Annotated in this window: 19 protein-coding genes; 5 read left to right on the top strand and 14 right to left on the bottom strand. The window is 66.8% G+C overall.

Features of this window, described 5'->3' with window-relative positions; genetic code table 11:
* Positions 1 to 183 precede the first annotated feature (183 nt).
* The 9 genes from LzC2_RS13245 to LzC2_RS13205 all read right to left on the bottom strand — a co-directional run bounded on the left by LzC2_RS13245 (position 184) and on the right by LzC2_RS13205 (position 9,257).
* The gene (locus LzC2_RS13245) at positions 184 to 1,278 is read right to left on the bottom strand and encodes a phosphatidylglycerol lysyltransferase domain-containing protein (RefSeq protein ID WP_171187727.1); all 1,095 of its coding nucleotides are present in this window, start codon (positions 1,276 to 1,278) and stop codon (positions 184 to 186) included.
* 16 nt (positions 1,279 to 1,294) lie between these two features.
* On the bottom strand, positions 1,295 to 2,035 hold the full coding sequence (locus LzC2_RS13240; RefSeq protein WP_171187725.1) for a class I SAM-dependent methyltransferase: 741 nt from the start codon (positions 2,033 to 2,035) through the stop codon (positions 1,295 to 1,297).
* On the bottom strand, positions 2,016 to 2,534 hold the full coding sequence (locus tag LzC2_RS13235) for a hypothetical protein (protein ID WP_171187723.1): 519 nt from the start codon (positions 2,532 to 2,534) through the stop codon (positions 2,016 to 2,018). Before LzC2_RS13235 ends, LzC2_RS13240 begins: the two co-directional genes overlap by 20 nt.
* Before the next feature lies 1 nt (position 2,535).
* A complete protein-coding gene (locus LzC2_RS13230) occupies positions 2,536 to 2,748 on the bottom strand; it encodes a hypothetical protein (RefSeq protein WP_171187721.1) in 213 nt (70 codons plus the stop codon).
* A gap of 32 nt (positions 2,749 to 2,780) precedes the next feature.
* On the bottom strand, positions 2,781 to 3,851 hold the full coding sequence (locus LzC2_RS13225; protein ID WP_171187719.1) for a prenyltransferase/squalene oxidase repeat-containing protein: 1,071 nt from the start codon (positions 3,849 to 3,851) through the stop codon (positions 2,781 to 2,783).
* 170 nt (positions 3,852 to 4,021) lie between these two features.
* Positions 4,022 to 4,267, bottom strand: coding sequence for a hypothetical protein (locus LzC2_RS13220; protein ID WP_171187717.1), 246 nt, complete (start codon positions 4,265 to 4,267; stop codon positions 4,022 to 4,024).
* Positions 4,268 to 4,447: 180 nt separating this feature from the next.
* On the bottom strand, positions 4,448 to 6,031 hold the full coding sequence (locus LzC2_RS13215; RefSeq protein ID WP_171187715.1) for a glutamate--tRNA ligase: 1,584 nt from the start codon (positions 6,029 to 6,031) through the stop codon (positions 4,448 to 4,450).
* A 245-nt stretch (positions 6,032 to 6,276) separates the two neighbouring features.
* Positions 6,277 to 7,632, bottom strand: coding sequence for an ABC transporter permease (locus tag LzC2_RS13210; protein WP_171187713.1), 1,356 nt, complete (start codon positions 7,630 to 7,632; stop codon positions 6,277 to 6,279).
* 44 nt (positions 7,633 to 7,676) lie between these two features.
* Positions 7,677 to 9,257: an alkaline phosphatase D family protein gene (locus tag LzC2_RS13205; protein WP_171187711.1), complete on the bottom strand. Its 1,581-nt coding sequence runs from the start codon at positions 9,255 to 9,257 to the stop codon at positions 7,677 to 7,679.
* 372 nt (positions 9,258 to 9,629) lie between these two features.
* Between LzC2_RS13205 and LzC2_RS13200 the strand changes: the two genes are divergently transcribed.
* The gene (locus LzC2_RS13200) at positions 9,630 to 9,806 is read left to right on the top strand and encodes a hypothetical protein (protein WP_171187709.1); all 177 of its coding nucleotides are present in this window, start codon (positions 9,630 to 9,632) and stop codon (positions 9,804 to 9,806) included.
* Between the two features lie 142 nt (positions 9,807 to 9,948).
* Here the strand turns inward: LzC2_RS13200 and LzC2_RS13195 are convergent, their stop codons facing one another.
* The 4 genes from LzC2_RS13195 to LzC2_RS13180 form a co-directional block, all read right to left on the bottom strand.
* Positions 9,949 to 11,100 carry a DUF1559 domain-containing protein gene (locus tag LzC2_RS13195; protein WP_171187707.1) on the bottom strand — a complete coding sequence of 384 codons (1,152 nt, stop codon included), beginning with the start codon at positions 11,098 to 11,100 and terminating at the stop codon, positions 9,949 to 9,951.
* A gap of 243 nt (positions 11,101 to 11,343) precedes the next feature.
* On the bottom strand, positions 11,344 to 12,060 hold the full coding sequence (locus LzC2_RS13190; protein ID WP_171187704.1) for an ABC transporter ATP-binding protein: 717 nt from the start codon (positions 12,058 to 12,060) through the stop codon (positions 11,344 to 11,346).
* Positions 12,057 to 13,805 carry an efflux RND transporter periplasmic adaptor subunit gene (locus LzC2_RS13185; RefSeq protein ID WP_171187702.1) on the bottom strand — a complete coding sequence of 583 codons (1,749 nt, stop codon included), beginning with the start codon at positions 13,803 to 13,805 and terminating at the stop codon, positions 12,057 to 12,059. Before LzC2_RS13185 ends, LzC2_RS13190 begins: the two co-directional genes overlap by 4 nt.
* Before the next feature lie 254 nt (positions 13,806 to 14,059).
* Positions 14,060 to 14,560, bottom strand: a complete 501-nt coding sequence (locus LzC2_RS13180; protein ID WP_171187700.1) for a DMT family transporter — start codon at positions 14,558 to 14,560, stop codon at positions 14,060 to 14,062.
* Positions 14,561 to 14,711: 151 nt separating this feature from the next.
* Between LzC2_RS13180 and LzC2_RS13175 the strand changes: the two genes are divergently transcribed.
* The 3 genes from LzC2_RS13175 to LzC2_RS13165 all read left to right on the top strand — a co-directional run bounded on the left by LzC2_RS13175 (position 14,712) and on the right by LzC2_RS13165 (position 17,752).
* Positions 14,712 to 15,737 (top strand): DUF1559 domain-containing protein, encoded by a 1,026-nt coding sequence (locus tag LzC2_RS13175; protein ID WP_171187698.1) that lies wholly within the window; start codon positions 14,712 to 14,714, stop codon positions 15,735 to 15,737.
* A gap of 240 nt (positions 15,738 to 15,977) precedes the next feature.
* Entirely contained in the window at positions 15,978 to 17,081 is a 1,104-nt protein-coding gene (locus LzC2_RS13170) for a DUF1559 domain-containing protein (RefSeq protein ID WP_171187696.1), read from the top strand.
* Between the two features lie 197 nt (positions 17,082 to 17,278).
* Positions 17,279 to 17,752 (top strand): transthyretin-like family protein, encoded by a 474-nt coding sequence (locus tag LzC2_RS13165; RefSeq protein WP_174977613.1) that lies wholly within the window; start codon positions 17,279 to 17,281, stop codon positions 17,750 to 17,752.
* A gap of 46 nt (positions 17,753 to 17,798) precedes the next feature.
* Here the strand turns inward: LzC2_RS13165 and LzC2_RS13160 are convergent, their stop codons facing one another.
* On the bottom strand, positions 17,799 to 19,991 hold the full coding sequence (locus LzC2_RS13160; protein ID WP_171187694.1) for a hypothetical protein: 2,193 nt from the start codon (positions 19,989 to 19,991) through the stop codon (positions 17,799 to 17,801).
* Positions 19,992 to 20,072: 81 nt separating this feature from the next.
* On the opposite strand from LzC2_RS13160, the gene LzC2_RS13155 reads away from it, so the two are divergent.
* On the top strand, positions 20,073 to 21,470 hold the full coding sequence (locus LzC2_RS13155; RefSeq protein ID WP_261345254.1) for a DUF1559 domain-containing protein: 1,398 nt from the start codon (positions 20,073 to 20,075) through the stop codon (positions 21,468 to 21,470).
* Positions 21,471 to 21,609: the final 139 nt, after the last annotated feature.

Raw genomic sequence — 21,609 nt, 5'->3', positions numbered from 1 at the left:
CCCTGGAGGGAGAGGGGTCGGGGGTGAGGGGGCTGAAACCGTCCAATTCATATTCATTGCTCAACCCCTCTTCATTCTCCCCCGCGTCGATTGCTCTACGGTCGGCTGCCCACGAGCGTTCGCTCACCCTCACCCCCGGCCCCTCTCCCTCCAGGGAGAGGGGAGACACATGGCTGCCGAATTTCACTCCCCCGTCCCCAACACGCCCATCATGCGGGTTAACGCAAGGATGGGGCGCGTGTTGAAGTACTTGCGGGAGGCGAAATAGGTGCGATCCTCCGCTCCGCGAAAGCGGCGTTTATATTCGGCGTGATTGGCGAGGGCGTACAGGCGTCCGTTGATCCAACCGGCTTGGAATCCCAGCCGGAACGCCAACGCCAGCAGCTTATTCTCCCGATAGGGATTCGTCGGTTTGCCGCCGTCCGCCTCGCCGGCCAGCGGGGAGAGGCCGAGCCGGAGTTCCTCGCGGCCCTCCGCTTTGAAGACCTCGATCGCGTGCTTCATCACCGCGGCTTCGCCCAGCGACGGCGCTTCCGGCCGGCGGCGTTTGATGCAGGTCACGTAGCCGATCGTGCGGCCGTCGCGGTACAGGGGGTCGAAGAAGACGTAATTCTGCAGCGTGCCCTCCGCGTCCCGCAGGACGAACCGCCGCACGCCCGGTTCGGGCGTCGCGACTAGCGGGCGATTCATAAAAATCACTTCCCGCGTGCCCGGCGGCAACGTCGATCGCCAGGCTTCGGAGACCTCAAGCACCTCGGCGGCGGAGAGGTCGTCCTCGCTGGCCTCCTCCTTCACGACGTAATCACGTCGCCCGCACCAGTTCGACGCATACCGCAGCCACTCCTTCGGCTTGCCGGACAGCGTATACGTCGGCAGATCCAGTCGGAGGTCCGGGCCCAGATCGGTGACGAAGAAGTTCAGTTCGTTCAGCACCCGGGCGGTGCGGTCGGTCGCCTGGACGAAAATCGGCTGGGGCTTCTCCCCCACGAACGCTCGCACGAGATCCGGCAGGACGTCCGGCCCCGCGACGGGATCGCCGAGCGCAAACGTATACGGTCCCACGGTTCGATAGGCGAGAAACCCGTCCGCGGCGCCCCCGAGACCCGGGGCGAAGTACTCCAACCCGGGATGCACGGCGGCGTTATACGCGAGCGTGAAATCGCCGTGCTCCCGCAGGGCCGCCGTGCGCGCCGCGAGTCCCGTGTCGCTCTCGGAGGGATATGCGTCTCCAAGGTCCGATACGTCCCGGACGAGCGGAGGGTGGTCGGTCTGCTTCACGGCGGTCCGGGAACTCTCATCCTGTGGGCGTATCAGCGGCCGTGGGCGCATCAGCGGGCGATGAAGACATTTTTCGGGCGAGGGTCGTCTGGAACAGCGTCGGCCCAATGCGTGCGACGCGGAACGGGATTTCCCCCAACACCTCCATCCCGGCAGCCCGGCATTCGGCGGCGTAATCGTAGTTTTCATGCCATGGAACCAATCGCAACGCCCGAAACGCCGCCATCGCCGGTTTGGAATACAGATGGTTCAGCGATCGTTCCAAAGCGTCCCCCCGCGCCGGGGCGAGGTCGGCGATCACCAGCATGCCCTCCGGCCGCAGCAGCGACGCGGCATGTCGCAGCGCCGCCCGCATCGCCGGCGGCTCGAACAGGTTCAGGAAGTAGTGGGCGGCGACCACGTCGTAACCTGCCGACCGCTGATGCGCGAGGGCGTCGCCGAGGATCAGTTCCGCCTCCAGCCCCCGGGCGTCGAGTCTCGCCCGCAATCGCCGCAGCATCTCGGGGGAGAGATCCACGCCGGTGACGACGGCCCCGCATGCGCAGGCCTCCACGGCTTCCGCCCCGGTCCCCACGCCGAGGAATAGCACGCGCTGGCCCGGCTGAATCTCCCGCAGAACCGCCCGCTTCGATGCTGCGATCGCCCCGCCGCTATAGAGGTGCGATCCGAGGTCGTACAGACCCGCGACGAGATCGTAATTCCGCAGCGGACGAGTTCGAACGCGCTTCCGCACCCGGTCAGCCGTGACCGTCGCCAAGCCGTTCTTCCTCGTCGGCGATCTCCTCGCGCAACGCTTCCAAGATCGAAACGGCTTGCAGATCTTTGGTGCGTCCCGCGGCCCGCTTCGCTTTAATGAGCGCGTCGAGAGTCAGGGTCCGCCGGGTCCGTCCCTGAATCGATAATGGTTCCGTGAACGTAATGAGGTCGTCGAATTCTCCGCCTCCGGTCATATGTCCCAACAGGTCCAGCGCCCCGGCGTCAGTCGTGAGGGTGAAGTTCATTCCCTTCGAGATCGTTTCCTCATCGAACCGGAAGGGCAGTCCGGGGGGCACGCCGCGAAGGTACGGATTGAGCGGAACCAAAGCCGCCGCTAGCCGAGCGATGTTGTCCGCAGTGCGCCGGTAGACGACATCGACGTCCTGCGTGAGCATGGAAGATCCATGAGCGATCGCAGCCAACCCGCCGATGACGATATATTCCACTCCGCCGTCCTCCAGCGTGTCGAGCAAGCGGCGAAACTGCGGAGCTTCGATCACTTCACCGTTCTCTTCGGGCGGCGCGGACTTCGGCCCTGCGGGCCAACGTGGCGTTCCGCATCTCCGCTGCCAGATCGACCGCCGCCTGCATCGCATCGATCCGTTCGTCCACGGTTTTGCGAAGGTTCTCCCGCAACAGCGTGCGGTCGACATCTTTTTTGAACGCCTCAATGACCGGATCAGGCGTGATGGGGGGGAGGTCGGCGATCGTCATCGTCGTAGTCTAACCCACGTCACTGACGCCGGTCAGCGTTGATAGATCGGCAGGAAGCCGTTGTCGAGTTGCAGGATCGTGCAGTTCATCGCCGTGACGTACGCCGGCCCGATCCGCTGGTCGAGGAAGGCGCCGTCGTTGGGGCCGCCGGTCGTTTGTTTGGGACGGATCTGGGCGGCGAGGAAGTCGCGATAGACGTGCCACCGCTCCGGGTCGCGGTACATCACCTGCGAGTAATAGAAGTGCTTGTAGTGCCAGTAACCGCCGTAACCGGCGCTGGCGTTTCCGTCGGCGGGCCAGATGTTCTTCTCGCAGTACTCCATCAGCTTCCTGGCCATCGGGTCGTCCTGCTCGCCGGCGCTGAACAGGCAGGCGATCGCGGCGCCGCTGATCGCGGGGCGGGCGCCGCCGCCCTTGATGCTGTACTGCACGCCGCCCTCCGGCGTCATGCAATCGCGGATGTATTTGTTCGCCCGGTCGATCACGTCCTTCGGCACCGCGATGCCGGCGTTCCGGCAGGCCCGCAGCCCCTGCACCTGGGTGACGCAGGTGCTGCCCTCGTCGAAGTCGTTGCCCTCCTTCGCGGAGACGTACCCCCACCCGCCGCGGCTCGTCTGGGCGTCGATGGTGAACTTCACCGCGCGATTCAGCACGCCTTTCAATTCGGCCCGACGTTCGCGGTCCTCCTCCTCGCCGTAGACTTGGGCGAGGAACAGCATGCTGAACCCGTGCCCGTAGGTGTAGTGGTTGTCGGACTGCGACCCGATCAACCCGTTCTTGCGGGAAACGCCCAGCAGATAGTCGACCGCCCGCCGCACATTCGGGGCGTACCGGCCGCGGGTGGTCGTGGAGCCTTCCGCCAGCAACGCCGTGCCGGCGAGCGCCGTCATCGCCGCGCGATAGCCGCCGTTCTCCGCCGCCCAATAGCCCTGCTGGCTCTGCGTGCGGGCGAGGTAATCGAGTCCGCGGCGCACGACCGCTTTGGTGGCGGCGTCCGGCGGATGCGACTCCGCGGCCGGGGCCACGGGCGCGGCACTTCCGGGAGTCGCGGCGACGGCGAACGCCGCCGCGACGAGCGCGGCGGCAGGAGTGAGGCGAAACACCGGCGACGTCCGTTCGGGCACGGGACTGGGGAAGATCACGGTAGAGGGCGGCCGGCGCCGCGGCAAGAACCGGATGCGGTCGCGGTCTCTTTCACCGACCGAACGCAAACGCGTCCCGGCCCGCTGAGCGAGCCGGGACGCGGCAGTCGTGAACGATCGGGCGACGATCGTCAGACCTCCATGGCGCCCGACGTTTTCTCGTCGATCGCCCCGCCGGCCACGGCGCCGGCGCCGGCGCAGAGGTCCTCAAAGTCCAGTTCGTCGTCCGCGGCATCGAGAGCCGTCCCGTTCGTCTGGAGCCGCCCGTCGGCGGACTTGAGATCCTCGTCCATGTCGTCGCAACCGACCAATACGACCGCGGCGCCCAACAGGGCGGCCGTGGAGGACGCGGCGTGCAAGCGATGGTAACGAGTCATTTCAAACTCCGGGGACCACAAGGGAGGCAAATCGAACGGGGGAGATTGTGGGCCGGCGGTCCGTCTCCCCCAGCGGGAACTGACCGGGCCGGCGGATAGGGGACGGACCCGGCCATCGTGCCGCAGGTTCGGCCCCCCTTCTCCCTCTCCATTCGTCAGGCCTCCACTTGTCCGGCTCCCTCAGGCCGCAGCCCGGGCCAGCGCCGCGTCGATCCGCTCCAGGCAGGCCCCCCGGCCGACCAACGCCAGCACGTCGTACACCCCCGGTCCGACCGGCTGCCCGGAGGTCGCGATGCGGCAGGCGTGAATCAGCTTGCCGACGCCCTCCTCCCGCGCTGCGGAGAAGCTCGTCAGTTCCTCTTCCAACCGCTCCGGCGTCCAGTCCGCCTCGGTCAGCGGTTCGAGTCGCTCCGTCTTGAAGTCGCGCAGCAGTTCCGGCACGCCCTCCTTCGCGATCCGCTTTTTGAACGCCTTCTCGTCGTACGTCACCCCCGACTCGAACAGATACGCCACGTCCAGCACGTCCGTATATAACTTCAACCGATCGCCCAGCGCATCAACCAGGCGGCCGACGAACTCTTCGTCGATGTTCTCGTAGCCGGCCCGATTCAAGACCTCCGTACAGCGGCGGACTTTGTCCTCCCGCGAGCGACGGCTCATCCATTCGGACTGGAACGAGAACAATTTATCGGGGTCCAGCCCGGCAGGGTTCTTCACGACCCGATCGAGGGTGAAGTTCTCCGCGACCGTGTCCAGCGACATGACCTCCGTGTGGTCGTCCAAGCTCCATCCCAGCCGGGCGAGGGCGTTGATGAGGCCTTCGGGCAGATAGCCCATCTCCTCGTAAAAACGCACCATCACGGGGTTCAGGTCTTCGCCCAACTCCAACCCGAGCTTCGGCAAGCGATCGGCGGCGCTGTCGAACAGCTTGCGGAACGATTTATTATCGCGGTATTTCGACAGGTCCCGCTTGGACAGCTTACGGTTCGTCCCCGGGGCGGTGACGAACGGAATATGGGCGAACGTGGGGACCGGCTCGTCCAGCGCCTCGAAGATGAGGGTTTGAATGGGGACGTTGGACAGATGCTCCTCCGCCCGAACGACGTGCGTGATCTTCATCGCCGCGTCGTCCACCGTGCTGGCGAAGTTATACAACGGGCTGCCGTCCGCCCGGGCCAGCGCCGGGTCCGGCAGCAGGGCGGCGTTCCAACTGACCTCGCCGCGGATCGCGTCCGTGACGGTAATCGTACGATCGCGGGGGACTTTGAGACGCACGACGTGCTTCTGCCCCGCGGCGATCAGCCCTTCGACCTCCTCCGCCGACAGCTCCAGCGAGCGTCGGTTGGTGACGTACGGCGTTTTCGCAGCCTGGGCCGCTTCGCGGTCCGCGGCGACTTCCTCCGGCGAACTGAAATCGCGGTACGCGGCGCCGCTGTCCAATAGCGTCTGCAGCGCCCGGTCGTAGAACTCGCCCCGCTGCGACTGGAAGTAAGGGCCGTGATCGCCGCCGACCTCCGGGCCCTCGTCCCACGTCAGCCCCAGCCAGCGGAAGGCGTCGAGGATCGGCGCCAGGGCCGCCTCGACGTTGCGGGCGCGGTCGGTGTCGTCCACCCGCAGCACGAACGTTCCGCCGTCGCCGTTCCCTTCTTGGGACTGCCGCTTGGCATGTTCGGCCAGCAGCCAGCAGAACAGGGCCGTGCGCATGCCCCCGATGTGCATATAGCCGGTCGGGCTGGGGGCGAATCGAGTGCGGACGGCGGACATCGGGGCGGAACACTTGGAGGCGAACGGGGCGGGAACCCTAGCGATCGGGTCAGAGACGTACGAGGGGACGGACATTCGTCCCCCCTCTCCCCACGGGGAGAGGGGTCGGGGGTGAGGGGGTCCGCGCAGCGGGCGACTCGACCGAGCCGGGGGAGGCGATGGCTTCGAGTCCGACGCTCCCGTCTCGACCGGCTGCGCCGCACCCTCACCCCCGGCCCCTCTCCCTCAAGGGAGAGGGGAGCAGGTTACTCGTGCCGCAGGGCTTCGATCGGGTCGAGGCGGGCGGCGCTGCGGGCCGGGTACACGCCGAAGATCACCCCGATGCCCACGGAGATCAGAAAGGACACCGGCAGGCTCCACAGGGCCAGCTCCGGCTCCAGGTCCGTCAGCATGCCGCCCATCGGTCCGCCGCCGCCGCCGGACTCATCGCCGCTCGAACTGCCGTCGAGCACGAACGTCTGCACGATCCACTTCAATCCCCCGAACGCCAGCGGCGTGGACATCCCCAATAAGATCCCCGCCACCCCGCCGGCTCCGCTGAGCACGATCGTCTCGGTGAGGAATTGTTGCAGGATGTCCCCCTGCCGGGCGCCCAACGCCCGCCGAATGCCGATCTCCCGGGTGCGTTCCGTCACGGTGGCCAGCATGATGTTCATAATCCCGATCCCGCCGACCACCAGACTAATCGCCGCGATGCTGCCGAGGACGATGTTAAAGATGTCCTTGATCCGCTCCGCCTGTTCCAACAGCTCCGCCGGGACGATGACGGCGTAGTCCTTCTGGGCATGACTCAAGGCGAGGTTCTCGCGGATCGCCTCGGCGGTGGGCACGACGTTTTTGGCGTCGTCGACCTGGAGCGTAATCTGGTTCAGTTCGACGCGTTCGTAAGACGATCCGCCCTGCGTGCGTTGGATAATCAGGTCGCCGATGCGGGTCTCGAAGGTGTCGATGGGGATGTAGATATCCTTATCGAACTCCTGCCCGCTGAGGCTCCCGCCGACGGCCCCGGTCGCGCCGCGGGGGACGGCGATGCCGACGACTTTATAGAAGACTTCCCCGACCCGCACGCGATCGCCCAAGGGGTCGTCCAGCCCGAACAGTTCCTCCGCGACACCCGCGGAGAGGACGCAAACGGTCTCCGAGCCGGTGCGGTCGCGGTCGGCGATGAACCGGCCGCGGGCGACGGACAGGCCGTTCAACGCCTCGTAGTCCGGCGTCACGCCGACCAACCGGCCGTTCATTTTCTTCTGCAGGCGACGGAACTCCTGGGCGGCCTCGCGGATGGGCACCGCGCGCACGACGGCGTCCAGCGTTTCGAGTCGCCGGAAGTCGATCCGCTTCAAACCGTAGTCGGCGACCCGGCTGTTGCCCTCGCGGGCCTGCGGGGGCGGCTTGACGGTCCGCACGATCACGTTGGTCGCCCCCAACGCGATCACCTGCCGACGAGCCTGGGCGCTGGCGCCCTCCCCGATCGCCAGCATCGCGATCACGCTGCACACCCCCAGCACGATGCCCAGCATCGTCAGCCCGCTGCGCAACTTGTGCAGCAGCAGGCTTTTGAGGGCGAACTGAACGGCGCGAATCAGACCGGCGGGCGACATGCAGACATCTTAGCACGCGCTGGGACGGAGCGAACGGGCGCCGCTCAGACCGGTTGCGGGCCGGGGCGGCCGTTCTCCACGACGAACGACGCCCGGGTCGTCGCCGGGGAGTCGGGCTTCGTGACGTACTCCAAGACTTGATAGTCCGTTCGCCATTCGTCCGGCGTGACGTCGCAGCGGACGTAACCGCGTTCGTCGTTGTAGAACTTCACGAAGGGATTCTCGTCCAGCAATTCCTGACCGCCGCGGGGGAGCACGGAACCGTCTCCGCCGGAGGAGATCGACGTGCCGACGAACTCCGTCCCGACGGTCGCGGAATCCGGGTCGTCGTAACCGACTTTCAATTCGTTCGCGTAGTTCTTATGGATGTCCCCGGTCAACACGATCGGGTTAGGGACGCGGCGCTGATGGAGGAAGTCCGCGAGGCCCTGCCGTTCGTTGTCGTAGCCGGGCCATTGGTCCATCGAGTATCGCTTCTCCACGCCCGCTTTACGGTCCACGAGCGCCATCATCACCTGCTGGGCGAGGACGTTCCAGGTCGTCTCCGACTGGATCAACCCGGAGGTCAGCCAGCCGCGCTGCTTGGCGCCCAGCAGCGTGCCGCGGGGGTCGGCGGAGGCGTCGTTCAGCTCTTTTAATCCGTCGCCGTTGGGCTGGTCGGAGCGATACTGCCGCGTATCGAGCACGAAGAAATTCGCCAGCCGACCGAACGGCACGCTGCGATAGAGCTGCATCTCCGGTCCGCGGGGCACGGCGCTCCGACGCAACGGCATGTGTTCGTAGTACGCCTGATACGCCGCCGCCCGACGGGTCAGAAACAACTGCGGGTCGATGCCGGATTGCTCCGAGATCCCCGCAGCGTAGTTGTTGTCGAATTCGTGATCGTCCCACGTCACCAGCCACGGGCAGGCGGCGTGCATCGCTTGCAAGTCCGGGTCCGTTTTGTAGAGGGCGTGCCGGTTGCGGTAATCCTCCAGCGATTCGATCTCCCCGCCGATGTGGCGTCGCGGTCGGTTATTCGCCGCGGCGTACTCGTAGAAATAGTCGCCCAAGTGCACGACCGCATCCAAATCGTCCTTCAGCATGTGCTGATAGGCGGTGAAATAGCCCGTCTCGTAATGCTGACAGGAGACGAACGCGAACCGCAGCCGGTCCGGCACGACGGACGCTTCGGGGAAGGTCCGCGAACGGCCCGCCGGGCTGAGCGCGTCGCCCGCTTTGAAGCGATACCAATACCAGCGATCCGGCTTCAGTCCTTCGACCTCCACATGCACGGAGTGCCCCAATTGCGGCGTGGCGATCGCGACGCCTTTCTGAACCACCTTATTAAATGCTTCGTCCTCCGCGACCTCCCAGGCGACCTCCACCAGCGAGGCGGGCATCCCCCCGCCCTCCAGCGGCTTCGGGGCGAGCCGCGTCCAGATCACGAACCCGTCCGCCGCCGGATCGCCGGAGGCGACGCCTAAGGTAAACGGGTCGTCCGCGAACCGCGTGTGACGGAAGACCGCCCCCTCGGCCGTTCGGCCCCATCCCGGAACGAGCAACGCCCCGCTGCCGGCGGCGCCGACCCACTTCACGAACGAACGCCGATCGAGGGGCGAGGGACGATCAAGAGAACTGGACATGAGGAACCGTTCCGAGCGTGGCGTGACGGACAGACATCCCGGGGCGCCGCTTCGCCCGAGGCGGAAACGGTTCGGCCGGGGCCGCCACTCTACCCCGTCCGGGCCGGAATCGGCCCGGTCGAGCAGCGGTTGGCTGACGACTTCATATCGAGTTCACCGAATACCCTGGAAGTTTGCAGCGTTCGAGACGGTGCGCTGCGTTCGAGACGGCGGGCCGCCAGATGCGACGCCGGTGCGTCCGCCGCCGGCCGATCGAACCGGACGCTGACCGATGCAATCGCAGCCTCGCCCCTCAGCGGGCGGGGGGATACGGTGGGGCATGCTCGCGTTCGACGTCTCGAACGCCCCGTTTCGCTCTCAATTTGATAACTAATGTCGCGCTCGCTCCCATTGTTCCGTCGGTCCGTCGCCGGTCTCGCCGCCCTGCCGTTGCTTCTGTTCGGCTTCCTGCTCGTCGGCTGCGACGGCGGCGGCAGCGGTCCCGTGGAGGTGGACATGACGCCGGAGGAACAGGAGATGTCGTTCGGGGAAGAGCACACCGAGGGCTAATCCCGGCGCTGGCGAGTCCCGCCGGCTGTTCCGGGCGCCGCTTCGGGGCCGCTGCGGGGAACTCAGAAGAAAAGCCCCCCGATTCCGTCACGGAGTCGGGGGGCTTCGTCATGTCGGTCGCTGAGATCGTCGCGGCCGGGGATCAGAAGTCTTCGACGACCTCGCCGCCGTTCCGGGTGCCCAACGCGCCCCACACGCCGTAGGGGCTCTTGCCTTGGGTCACGTTCCCGAAGCCCTTGCCGGCGGTGTCCGCGTTGATGGTCTCGCTGATGAACCTCACGCTGCCGTCGCCCAGCACCGCCTGAATTCCGCCGGAGTGATAGCTGCCGGCCGAGACCATGGAATCCATCCAAGGTCCGTTCGAGCCGCTCGCGCTACAGCTGGGCCCGTTCGGAGGCGCGATCGTGGTGAAGCCGGTGGCGTGGACCACGGCGCTCGACCAGACCCAGCCGCGGATGGACAGGCCGCCCGGCAGATAAAAGCCCGGGTTGTCCGGATCGCCGGCATTCGCGAGACAGGCTTCCGGCGTGCTGTAGCCGTTGGCGTTCGTGAAGCCCACGCCGCTCAGCGTTTTAATACGTCCCTGGAAGAGGTCGCTGCCGTCGTACCGGCCGATCTCGGCGATCAGCAGGGTGCTGGTGGTGCCGTCCCGCATGTCGCGGACGCCCAGGCTCCTCCCGCCGATCGCCATGCCGCGACAGACGCTGGGGTTGGTATCGAACGTCCCGCTGGCGTTGTCGCCCCAGTTGATGGCGTAGTTCGTATCCGCGCAGCGGGCGTTGCCGCCGCCGGTCCGGTTATCGGCGCCGTCGGAGGGGCACAGCAGCGTGGGAAGCTGTGTATAGAAGGGCGGATAGAACGGATTGTTCGGCTTGCCGCCCTGCGCGGGCCACGGGTTCGAATTGGTCCGGGGGCGGCGAACGCCGGTGTCCGGGTTGACGGCCACATCAAGCGGCTTGTTGAACTCGTTCGCCATCGCCGTGGCGTCCAGATACGCCAGCAGCGGTGGGAGGAAACCCAATTCGTTCTGATTACCGTTCGGGTCGCCGGGACCGGCGTTGAAGCGTGTGCCGCCCTTGGCGATGGGAAACAGCTTGTAGGTGCTGTGGTAGTTGTGCATCGCCAACCCGAGCTGCTTCAGGTTGTTCTGGCACTGGCTGCGACGGGCCGCTTCGCGGGCCTGCTGGACGGCAGGGAGAAGCAGGCTGACCAGGATCGCGATGATGGCGATGACCACCAGCAGTTCGATCAGCGTAAACCCGGAGCGGCGCGAGCGCGTTCGCGTGAAACTCATAAACAAAAGACGAGGGGTGAAAGTCGTGAAATAGTGAGGTCCGCGGGGGGAGCCCGCGTCCGAAGCAATCTGAGCTAAGAATCTTCTTCTTAGAAACCGTCGGAACCCCGCATTCTACGATGCCTCGCCGCTTCAACAAGGCACGTCCGGCGCCTCCGTCCCAAGCGGCCCGCGTGGGATCTGACGCCGATGGGCGAGTCATCGACGTCCGCCGTCGCGCGAACGCCTCGGTCGATCCGTCGCTCAGCCGGGGAACACGCCTTCGCCCGCGATCAGGCCGTCTCTCATATAAATACTGCGTTTCGCCCGCTTGGCGACGCCCGGTTCGTGGGTCACCATGATGATGGTGCGGCCCTCGTCGCCGTTGAGTTCGTCGAACAGTTCGAGGATCTCCTCCTCCGTTTTGCTGTCCAGGTTCCCGGTCGGTTCGTCGGCGAGAATGATCTCCGGGTCGTTGACCAGCGCCCGGGCGATCGCGACCCGCTGCTGCTGGCCGCCGGAGAGTTGAAACGGCTTGTGATCCATTCGCCCGCCCAGCCCCACGCGGTCGGCGAGGGCTTCGATCCGCGCCCGGTCGGCCGCGGTGATCTCCCGGCCGCCGGTGGCCTCGGAGCGATAGTGCAGCGGGACCTCGACGTTCTCCAGCACGGTGTACTGGGGGATGAGGTTATAGCTTTGAAAAATAAACCCGATCAGCCGATTGCGGGCGTCGGAAAGCGCGTCGTCGTCCATCTGGGCGACGTCGTCTCCGCCGAGATAATAGCTCCCGCCGGTCGGCCGATCGAGGGCGCCCAGCAGGTTCAGCATCGTGCTCTTGCCGGAGCCGCTGGTGCCCATGATGGCTAGAAAATCCCCGCGGGGGATCTCCAGGGAAACGCCTTTGAGGGCGTGAACGGTGATCTCGCCGAGATAATAGTGCTTATGCAAATCGACGATCTCGGCGGCGAGGTCGCGATTCACGGCGTCGGCGCCTCGGTCCCCGCCGCGGCCGGCGGATCGGTCGCGGCGTCGTCCTCGCCGTCAGCCGCCTCGTCGTCAGCCGCCCCGTTGGACGATGCGTCCGCGTCGGAGGCGGCCCCGGCTTTCTCAGGCTTCGGGCCGGACGGGCGGGGACGAGCGTCGGGGTCGGGCAGATCGTCGAGGCCGGCTTCGTCCTCGCCCTCCTCGCCGCCCAGGTTTCGGGCTTTGGCGCCGAGGCGCTGTTCGAGGTCGTCCAGCTGGTCGGCGAAGTGCGTGCGGGGGTTCATCACCACCTGCTCGTTCTCTTCCAATCCGGAGAGGATCTCCACGTCGGTGTCGTTGGCGACGCCGATGGTCACCTCGCGGCGCTGGGTTCCCTGCGGGGCGATCACGAAGGCGAAGCGTTTCCCGCCGACACTGACGATGCTTTGCATCGGGGCGTGCAGCACGTCGTCACGGCTTTCGATCAAAATCTCCAGTTCGCAGGTCAGCCCCGGCTTGAGCTTCGGATCGCCGGGACCGAGCGGGTCCAGTTCGATCGTCGCCTCGTACTCCTTAAGGTCGCTGCGGAGCCAACTGCCGTCGACCGGCACGCTGGAGACCGCCGTGACGACGCCGCGGAACTCCCGCCCGGGATAGGCGTCGACCCGGGCGACGGCGGGCAGGCCGGTGGAAATCTGCGAGATTTGCGACTCGTGGATGTTCGTATCCACTTTGATCCGCGACAGGTCCGGCAGTTTGACGAGATCCTGGCGGGGGTACACGGTGGCGCCCTTTTCGATCGATTGGTCTTCGCCGCGGCGGCTTTCGGAGGAGACGTACACGACCTCGCCGGCTTGCGGGGCGTGAATGCTGGTCGCGTCCAACTGACGCTTCGTCTTGGCGAAGTCGGCTTCTTCCACTTCGAGCGTCAGCCGAGCGGCCTCCAGTTCCGCCACAGCCTGGGCGAGCGCGGCTTTGGTTTGGGCTTTGACCCGTTCGAGATCGCGATCGGTCTCGATCTTGTTCTCCCGCAACTCCGCGAGGGTGCGGGGCTTGGTGTATTGCTCCAGCACGCGAAGGCCTTCCTTCGCGGCGTTGACGTCGATCTGGCCCTGATTGACGGCGATCCGCTTCGTTTCCACCTCGTTCAACGCCACGTAGCCCTTCTTGGCCATCCGCTTGCTGAACTCGTAGTCCTCCTGAGCCTGCGACAGCGTTTCGCGGGCGACGGAGATTTCGCCCTCCAGCTTCTGCCGCTCCTGCTCGTACTCCCCGTCCTCATACTTGGACAGATCGAGCGCGGCCAGAGTTTTGGCCAGTCCGGCGGTGGCCACGTCGGACTCGTTCTGTTTCACCACGATCTCGAGGTTCTGAGTCGCGGTCTCGAACGCCGCCCGGGCCTGCGTGACCTTCAACTGGTCCTCCTGCAGTTCCTCCTCGACCGGGACGGCGTCGAGTTGCAGGATCAGATCGCCCTCCTCCACCAGCGTACCGGCCGGCACCAGGGAGACGATCGTGGTGCTCTCGCCGGTTTCGTTGGAGAGGATGACGCTGTTGACCGCGTCCAGCTCGCCCTTCTCGCGGACCGTCACCCGGAACGGCCCCTTCACCACCCGTTGCGGGGCGTAGCGGGTGACGTCTTCCTCCGCCCCCACGAACCCGGCGAACAACCCGCTGTAAGCCAGCCCCCCGAGGACGGCGCAGATCCCCAGCCCGAACAACAACGGTTTGTGAAGCGATCCGCGGCGGGTCACGACGGGCATGGCGCTTTGGAGGTCAGGAAGGCGGACGCCGCGGGGGAGAACCACGGGCGGGGGCTCCCCAGTGTACCCGCCGGAGGGGCCGGGGGGAGGCGTACGCAGAAGTCGCCCCTGATCTTTCAACCCCGCGGCGGCCGATTCGTCCCGCCCGTTTCCTTCAGGACGAGCGGTTCACGCCCCAATTCCTCCGCTCCCCAACCGATGCGAGCCAGACCGATGCGAGCCAGACCGATGCGCCCCGGCTCTGCATCGGGGCGTCAGCCCTTCAGCACCAACACAACGCCGCCGATCATCAGGCCTACGCCGGCCAGTCGCACCCAGGTGGCGGGGCGGATGTCGTACCCGGCCAGTCCCCAATGATCCAACACCACGGCGCCGGTCAGTTGGGAAACGACCAGAATCCCCAGCCACGCTCCGGCCCCGACCCGGGGCGCGAAGATCAGGCTGGCGGTGACGAGGAACGAACCGATCGCCCCGCCCGTCAGCGTCCACCAGGGGGCGGCGGCGTAGTCGGACGCCTTCGGCAGCGACCGGGCGATCAGCAGACAGGCCACGAGGGTGCAACTCAGCCCGACGGTGAAGCTGGTCAGCGAGGCGTGCAGGCGATGGGTGAGGATCTTACCCAGCGCCCCGTTCACCCCGGGCTGGCAGGCGAGCGCGAACCCGGAAATCGTCCCGGCGACGATCGCCGCGGCCCACACGGCGACCCCCGGTCCCAGCAGCGGACCGACGGCGAGGGGAACGAGTGCGTCAGGCATTGGGCGGCGAAAGGGGGCGGCCGGGGCGTGATGAGGCAAGAGTCTAGATCGGCCGACCGCCGGACGGCATGATCGGAGGCGCCGTCGCGGCCTCGCCGGGCGACGAGTCGTCCGATGTCCCCCTCCCCGCCGCGTGCCCGTTCTAGACCACATGGGTTTGACGCCGCCGGATCGACCGTCCTCAGAGCGAGCCGTCGGTTTGCACGGTCCCCCCCGACGAACCGGGTTCACGCTGATCGAACTGCTGGTGGTCATCGCGGTGATCGCGATTCTGGTGAGTCTGCTGCTGCCCGCCGTGCAGCAGGCCCGCGAAGCGGCCCGCAAGAGCCAGTGCCGAAACAACCTGAAGCAGATCGGGTTGGCGATGCACAACTATCAATCGACCCATCGGCGATTCCCCTTCGCGTGGGACGACCACGGGACCGGCTGGTCCGCGTTGATCCTGCCGCAACTGGATCGACAGCCGCTGTACGACACGCTCACGTTCCGGGAAGACGGGGCGGGAAGCTACAGCGCGAACGGCCCGAACGAGACCGCCTGCGGAACGCTCATCCCGACCTTCCGCTGCCCGTCGATGTCGGCGCCGGAGCATGTCGAAACGAGCAGCGGCATCCCGAACCGCGTCCCGTCGGCCTATTCCGCCTGTATCTCCAGCGAGACCTGGTTCGATAGTTCCAACGGAGCGGAGAAGGACGGCATCGACTTTTATTGGGATCCGAACTGGGTCGATCCCAACCCCGGCGCCGACGACCTGCCGGTCTTCACCGACGCGAGGCAGAACGGCATGTTCTGGGGGAACAGCGCCGCGAGTTTCCGGGACTGCCGAGACGGGACGACGCAGACACTGCTGGTCGGCGAGGTATGGACCGATCCGGATTTCCTGCAGGACGGCCAGGCGATGGACCACTGGTCTATCGGCTCCCCGCAACTCGATGCGACGAATACAAATGAAGCCTCGGAGTTCGTCGCCTCCACCGCCGTGCCGTTGAACGCCTGGTTGGATCCGCTGGCCAGCGGCTTTATGAAAGAAGCGTCCTTCGGCAGCGAACACAGCGGCGGAGCGTTCTTGGGGCTGGTCGACGGGTCCGTGCAGTTCGTCGCGGACAGCGTCGATTTCGACGCCTATCAAGCTCTCGGCAGCCGCAACGGCGGCGAAGTGATCCGCCACGCATTCTGAACGGCGCCCCGCCGCTCCCGCGGCCGTCGCGAGATCGACGAGCCGACCCCCTCGGCGATGCGTGTCCGACGGGCAGCGCAGCCTGTCGGCATCGCGCGCCGGCCTCGCGATAACCCCGCCCGGCGCCGCACGGAGCAAGCTTCACGAGGTCTTCACGGGACCCTCGCCGTTATTCCTCATGGAAACCCGATCTTGGCGGTCTCAGTTCGTGTTTCCATTTCCCATTCGGTCCTTCCGCCGATGCTCCGCCCCACGCCCGTTCCTTCCCCGCTCCGCGCTCCGCGTCGACGCGCCGGCTTCACGCTGATCGAACTGCTGGTGGTGATCGCCATCATCGCGATCCTGGTCAGCCTGTTGCTGCCCGCCGTGCAGCAGGCCCGCGAAGCCGCTCGCAAGAGCCAGTGCCAGAATAACCTGAAGCAGCTCGGGTTAGCGATGCACAACTACCAGAGCACCCACAAAGTGTTCCCTTTCGGCTGGGGCACGGTCGGCCAGTCCTGGAGCGCGCTGCTGTTGCCGCAGCTTGATCAGGGGCCGATGTACGAGGGGCTGCGATTTGACGAAGTCGTTAACACGACCGTATGGCCCGGCGCCTCCACGCAGTACGACCCCTGGCGGGCCACGATGGACCCGAACGAGACCGATACGCCGAATAAAATCGCCTGCGAGGCGGTGATTTCGACGATGCGGTGCCCGTCCACCTCCGCCTCGGAGCACATGGCCTACAACGGCTTCGACGCCCGCTCGCCGGCGAACTATCGGGTCTGTTCCTCCAGCGAAGTGTGGCACGACGACCCACACACGAAGTCAAGCAAACCCAACGCCCCGGGCACGCCGTACGCCGAGTGGGTCGACCCGTACCCCGGCGAAGAACGCTGGCGGAGTCTCAACAATCCCCCGCAGGACGGGATGATCTGGGGCTGCAGCGCCACGAGCTTCAAGGACTGCAAAGACGGCACCGGGTCCACGATCTTACTGGGCGAAAGCTGGTGCGAGCCGGACTTCGTGCAGGATGGTCAGGGCATGGACTACTGGGCCGTTGGAGCGCCGCAGACGGACGGCTACCGCAACGACTCCCGCCCCGAAACGGAAAGCCGCAGCACCGGCGGGACAGAGTTCTCCGAAGTCGCTGGCTCGACCGCCGTACCGGTCAACGCCCGCCTCAATCCTCTGATGGACGGCTATATGAAGGAGATGTCCTTCGGCAGCGAGCACCCCGGCGGCGCCTTCTTCTGCCTGGTTGACGGCTCCGTGCAGTTCATCTCCGAGACGGTCGACAGCCTGACATACGTCGGGTTGGGCAGTCGCAAGGGCGGCGAAGTGCTTCAGGACGGCGCATTCTGATTGGTCTCCGCACCCATGCTCGACGCCCGAACGCCCGTCGCTCCGGCAGGCGCCCCCGGTCGATCCGGCATGCGTTCAACGCTGAGTTCTCTCGCGCCGTCCGCCGCATCGATCGATGCGGCGGACGGTCGTCGCACTCCCTTCGTCACGTTTCATTCCTACGAATCGCTATGCCGCACAACTTTTCATCTCGCCCCTTGCTTTTTGCCGCGTTCTGTCTGGGGACGCTGGCTCTGATCGGTTGCGGTCCGCCGCAGGCCGACTACGACTCCGTCGGTCTCGCGACGGTGTCCGGAACGATCACGATGGACGACAAGCCGCTGGAAGGCGCGGTCGTCCGCTTTTATGAGGCCGGCGGCCGCGGCCGCTATTCCTACGGCGAGACCAACGCGGACGGCTATTACGAGCTGCAATTTAACAGCGAAGCCGCCGGCGTCCTGCAAGGCCAAAAGGACGTCGTCATCTCTACTGCCATGACCGGCGCCGAGGTGAAGCGTAACGCCGGTCCGGAACAGGTGCCCACACGCTACAACCGCGAGACCGAATTAACCCGCACCGTTGAGGAGAACGGGACGCACACCTTCGACTTTGCCCTGACCTCCGACGGCGAGATCGCCAAAACGCCCCGCGGCGGCGGTGAAGGCGACGAGGGCGACGAAGAGGGAATCTGAACGTCCGGTCCGACCGTCGCGACGATCGCGGCGGTCGGTCGGCAGTTCAATCCCGCGCCCGCTCCAGAATGGGGATGCGGGCTTTGCGCATCTCTTTGGCGAGGACGCGGTCCAGCTCGGTTCGGGCGGCGTCGGCGAGCGCCGCGGCCGCATCGAGGCCGCCGATCTCCGACAGCAGCTCCGTCGCCGACGTCCGCACTTCCATCTCCCGCGAACTCAACAGCGCGATCGCGACCGGCTCCGCCGGGGCGTTCGGTTCTTTAATCGCGGCGAGAATGCGGGCGCCGGTGCCGGGCTGTTTCGACAGCGGGATGATCGCCTCGGCGGCGGCCGGGTCGTCGGCGGTGCGGTCGAGGATCGCGGACAACGTCGCTTCGTTGAAGCGCCCCGCAGCCTCGCCGGCTTCGGCGTAGTGCTCCGGCGTGAAGCACCAGCGCAACAGGGCCACGAAGACGGCCCGCTCGCCGCCGCCGGCCCCGGCGGTCGCGGAGAACGGCCCGCCTCCCCCCCCGTCGCCGGCGTCGAACGGATTGCTGGCTTCTTCCCCGTTGCCGAACGGGTTGTCGTCTCCGTTGTTGAATGGGTTGTCGTCTTCGCGCCCCGGGGGCGGCGGCCCCCCCGCAGAGTCCTTCGACAGCGCGGCCAGCAGGGCGGTGCGGACCTCCTCCGCTCCCTCGGGCGGATCGGCGCCGGGCGCCGGGGCAACGGCGGAGAGGTATCGGGCGGCCAGCGTCTGAGCTTCACGCGATCCCTCCGGCAACACCCGCAACGCCCAGTCCCGCGGCGATTCGCCGGGGTTCGGGGAGGCGTCCGCCGCTTCGTCGCCGGCGTCGCGACGAGCGGCCAGATCGAAGCCCCAGCCCGCCTCATCGCCCTCGGCCGGCGCCGGCAATGTACGCGGCGCGGCGTCCAACTCGGCGCTCGCCGAGAGCACGGTCGGCATCGACGCCCCCTCGGTGGAGGGGTCGAGCGTCACGCCGTTCGCCCCGTCCGATAGACTCGGGCGAATCGACTCCAGCCACTTGGACGGCGCTTCCAACGGCCCGGCGATTAGCAGATATGCGGCCGTCCCTTCGCGTGCGGTTCCCCCGTCCGCCGGCTCCTCTTCCGCTGCGGAGCCACGACCGCGGCGCCGATCCGGCGGCGATTCCGCCTTGGATTCGTGAGCCGCGGGCCGCTCGGCCGTGTGGGGGACGGCAATCACCGTCCAGCCGGGGGTGCGGGTGTCGGCGGTGTCCGGGTCGCCATCCGGGCCGAGGGCGAAGAGCGCCCGCCGCACGGCTTCCGCGGACTGCTCCGCGGTCGGCGGCGAGGCGGAACCGAAGCCCGATCCCGGTCCTTGGGAGCTCGCCGTGGCGCTGAAGGGATTCTCCTCCCCCCGAGTCGGCGCGTCGGCGACTTCCGGGGCGCTCGGAGCGATGCGGAGGGCGACCGTCGCCGCGGAATCCGGGGCGTCGGCGTCGGTCAGCCATTGGTCCAATAACGCCGCGGCGTCGATCCGCACGGCGGTCGTGCGAGACAGGGCGAAGTCCTCCGCCACGTCGCCGGCGACCGGCTCGGCGGGCGAAAGGAACGCGGCGGCGCCGGCCGCCTGATCGAGGTCCGGCGCGTCCGCCAGATAGAGAACCGGCGGGGCGTCGGCGGTTTCGCCCTCCAACAGCAGCGGGTCGACGTCCGAGGGGAACGCCGCCGCGAGGGCGTCGCGGGCCGCCGCGGCGAGGCCGGGCAACGGACCGTCGACGCCGAGCAACTGCACGGTCGCGGTGCGGTCTTCGTCCGAACCGGGACTCGGCGAGAATCCGAGCGCCGCGCGCCGATCGCGAACGGCCTTCCGGGCGGCGACCTCCGCCGCATCCGCCCGGCCGACCAACGGCTGGGCCACCATCCCGACTGATTCTGTCGGTCTGGCGTCGGGGCGCCCCGCCCCGGTTCCCGTTCGATCGGACGGCGTGCGATCGGGGCGGGTCGTCGGCCGCGTGGAGGGACGCGCCGTGCCAGTGTCAGCGGGGGCCGCGTCCGGCGTCGCGACGGGCGCAGGGTTCGCCGCGACGGTCGTGGGAGCCCGGCCGGGCGCGGCGTTCGGATCGTTCGCCACCGTGGCGGTCCCCCCGTCGCAGCCGGTCAGCGAAAGCCCGGTCAACGACAGCGCCGCGGCCCACGCAATGCCGCTGGCGAGCGTCGCTCCGGTCCGTCTCGGCGGAACGACTTTCAGGGATGGGAAGAGGCGAATCGTACGCATCTACGGATCGTAACCCGTTTCTCGCGCCGACGCTGCAACCGATCGCGCACGCGACGGGAACCGTTTCATTACGCTTTTGCCATGACTTCGTCGCCCCGCCCCGCCGACCGGCCGTCACGCCCCGCTCGGTCGTTCCGTCGATCCGGGTTCACGATCGTCGAATTGATGTCGGTCATCGCACTGATTGCGGTGCTGGTCAGTTTGCTGCTGCCGGCGATTCAGCAGTCCCGCGAACGTGCTCGGCAGGTGCAGTGCTCCGGGAACCTGGCGAACCTCGGGCTGGCGATGCACAACTATCACGCCGTCCACCGCAGCTTCCCCATCGCCCGCGGCGGCACCGACGGCGTCGGAAAAAGCGGCGGCGATCCGGCCGTCGAAAGCCCATTCGTCGAAAGTAATGGGGGCCGGCTCAGCACGTTCGTGCCGCTGCTGCCGTATCTCGATCAGGCGCCGTTATGGAAGGCGATTCGCACCGAACAACCTGACCCCTCGGTCCTGGACGGTGCGGACTTTGATCTTGACGGCAACGGCGTCGCGGATGGGGACGAGTACGACTCTGATTTCGGCCCCATGTACGTCACCTATGCCTACAGCCTGTCCGATCACGATGAGCGGGTTCTCACATGGGCCAAGGAGGAAGCCGCAGACGGCGAAGTCTCCGGACGGGCGGGCGGGCCGTTCCCGCCGTTCGGACCGTTTCCGGGCGAATTCACTTACGAACCGTGGACGATCCAAATCCCGTCGCTGCTGTGTCCGTCCGACGGCAACTCCGCGCAGGGGATCGCGGATACAAACTACGCGATCAACTGGGGCGACCACGGCTATTATAACGGCCGGCCGGACAACCCCCGCGGCGTCGCCGAGGCCGGCGGGGTCGTCACGCTTCAAGACATTGAGGACGGCTTAGGCAATACCTTGTTGATGGCGGAAATCGGCCGAGCCGATGGTTACGGTTATGATTCGTTTTCGGGAAGCGTCACGATCGGGCTGCCGCTGTCCATTCATGACGACCCGCAAATGAACTGCGTCGAAGTCGTCAGAGACGTCGCCAATCCAGGGTCTTATTCGGATGCCGTCGCCACGTTGACGATCCGCGGCGATCGCTGGACGGACGGCGCCGTCCCCTTCACCGGATTCAATACGATTCTCCCGCCGAACAGTCCGTCCTGTCTGGTCGGCGGAACGTCCGCGAAAGAGGGCACTTTTGAGTACGATCCCCCGCAGATCGACCCGGGTTCCGACGACGCGGTCGGCAGCGGGATTCTCTCCGCCGGCTCCCACCATCTCGGCGGGGTGAACGTGGTGTTAGCGGACGGGTCCGTGCGGTGGATTAACGAGGAAATCGACGCCGGCGACCCGCATGCCGGACTCTCGACGGCCCCGCAGACGCTGGCGAGCGAGCCGCTCGGCGAGAGTCCGTACGGTTTATGGGGCGCCCTGGGGACGCGGGCCGCCGGGGAGTTAACGAGCGGTTATTAAAGGTTAGAACGGTCGATGTTTCGGGACGGAGAGGCCGGGCCGGGCGACAAAGCAATGCAAAGCCTGGCAGACATCGCTGAAGTTCTCCCCTCTCCCCTTTTTGGGGGAGAGGGGAGAACTTCAGCGATGTCTGCCAGGC

Source organism: Alienimonas chondri, assembly GCF_013036045.1.
Taxonomy (GTDB): Bacteria; Planctomycetota; Planctomycetia; order Planctomycetales; family Planctomycetaceae; genus Alienimonas; species Alienimonas chondri.
Note: the sequence above shows the minus strand (reverse complement) of the source record. Positions and strands in the feature narration are given on the sequence as shown.

Bases quoted from the DNA above. Each gene is read 5' to 3' on its own strand.
- LzC2_RS13230 (WP_171187721.1), bottom strand. From the start codon at position 2,748: ATGACGATCGCCGACCTCCCCCCCATCACGCCTGATCCGGTCATTGAG.
- LzC2_RS13220 (WP_171187717.1), bottom strand. From the start codon at position 4,267: ATGACTCGTTACCATCGCTTGCACGCCGCGTCCTCCACGGCCGCCCTG.
- LzC2_RS13215 (WP_171187715.1), bottom strand. From the start codon at position 6,031: ATGTCCGCCGTCCGCACTCGATTCGCCCCCAGCCCGACCGGCTATATG.
- LzC2_RS13210 (WP_171187713.1), bottom strand. From the start codon at position 7,632: ATGTCGCCCGCCGGTCTGATTCGCGCCGTTCAGTTCGCCCTCAAAAGC.
- LzC2_RS13205 (WP_171187711.1), bottom strand. From the start codon at position 9,257: ATGTCCAGTTCTCTTGATCGTCCCTCGCCCCTCGATCGGCGTTCGTTC.
- LzC2_RS13200 (WP_171187709.1), top strand. From the start codon at position 9,630: ATGTCGCGCTCGCTCCCATTGTTCCGTCGGTCCGTCGCCGGTCTCGCC.
- LzC2_RS13195 (WP_171187707.1), bottom strand. From the start codon at position 11,100: ATGAGTTTCACGCGAACGCGCTCGCGCCGCTCCGGGTTTACGCTGATC.
- LzC2_RS13185 (WP_171187702.1), bottom strand. From the start codon at position 13,805: ATGCCCGTCGTGACCCGCCGCGGATCGCTTCACAAACCGTTGTTGTTC.
- LzC2_RS13180 (WP_171187700.1), bottom strand. From the start codon at position 14,560: ATGCCTGACGCACTCGTTCCCCTCGCCGTCGGTCCGCTGCTGGGACCG.
- LzC2_RS13175 (WP_171187698.1), top strand. From the start codon at position 14,712: ATGGGTTTGACGCCGCCGGATCGACCGTCCTCAGAGCGAGCCGTCGGT.
- LzC2_RS13170 (WP_171187696.1), top strand. From the start codon at position 15,978: ATGCTCCGCCCCACGCCCGTTCCTTCCCCGCTCCGCGCTCCGCGTCGA.
- LzC2_RS13160 (WP_171187694.1), bottom strand. From the start codon at position 19,991: ATGCGTACGATTCGCCTCTTCCCATCCCTGAAAGTCGTTCCGCCGAGA.
- LzC2_RS13155 (WP_261345254.1), top strand. From the start codon at position 20,073: ATGACTTCGTCGCCCCGCCCCGCCGACCGGCCGTCACGCCCCGCTCGG.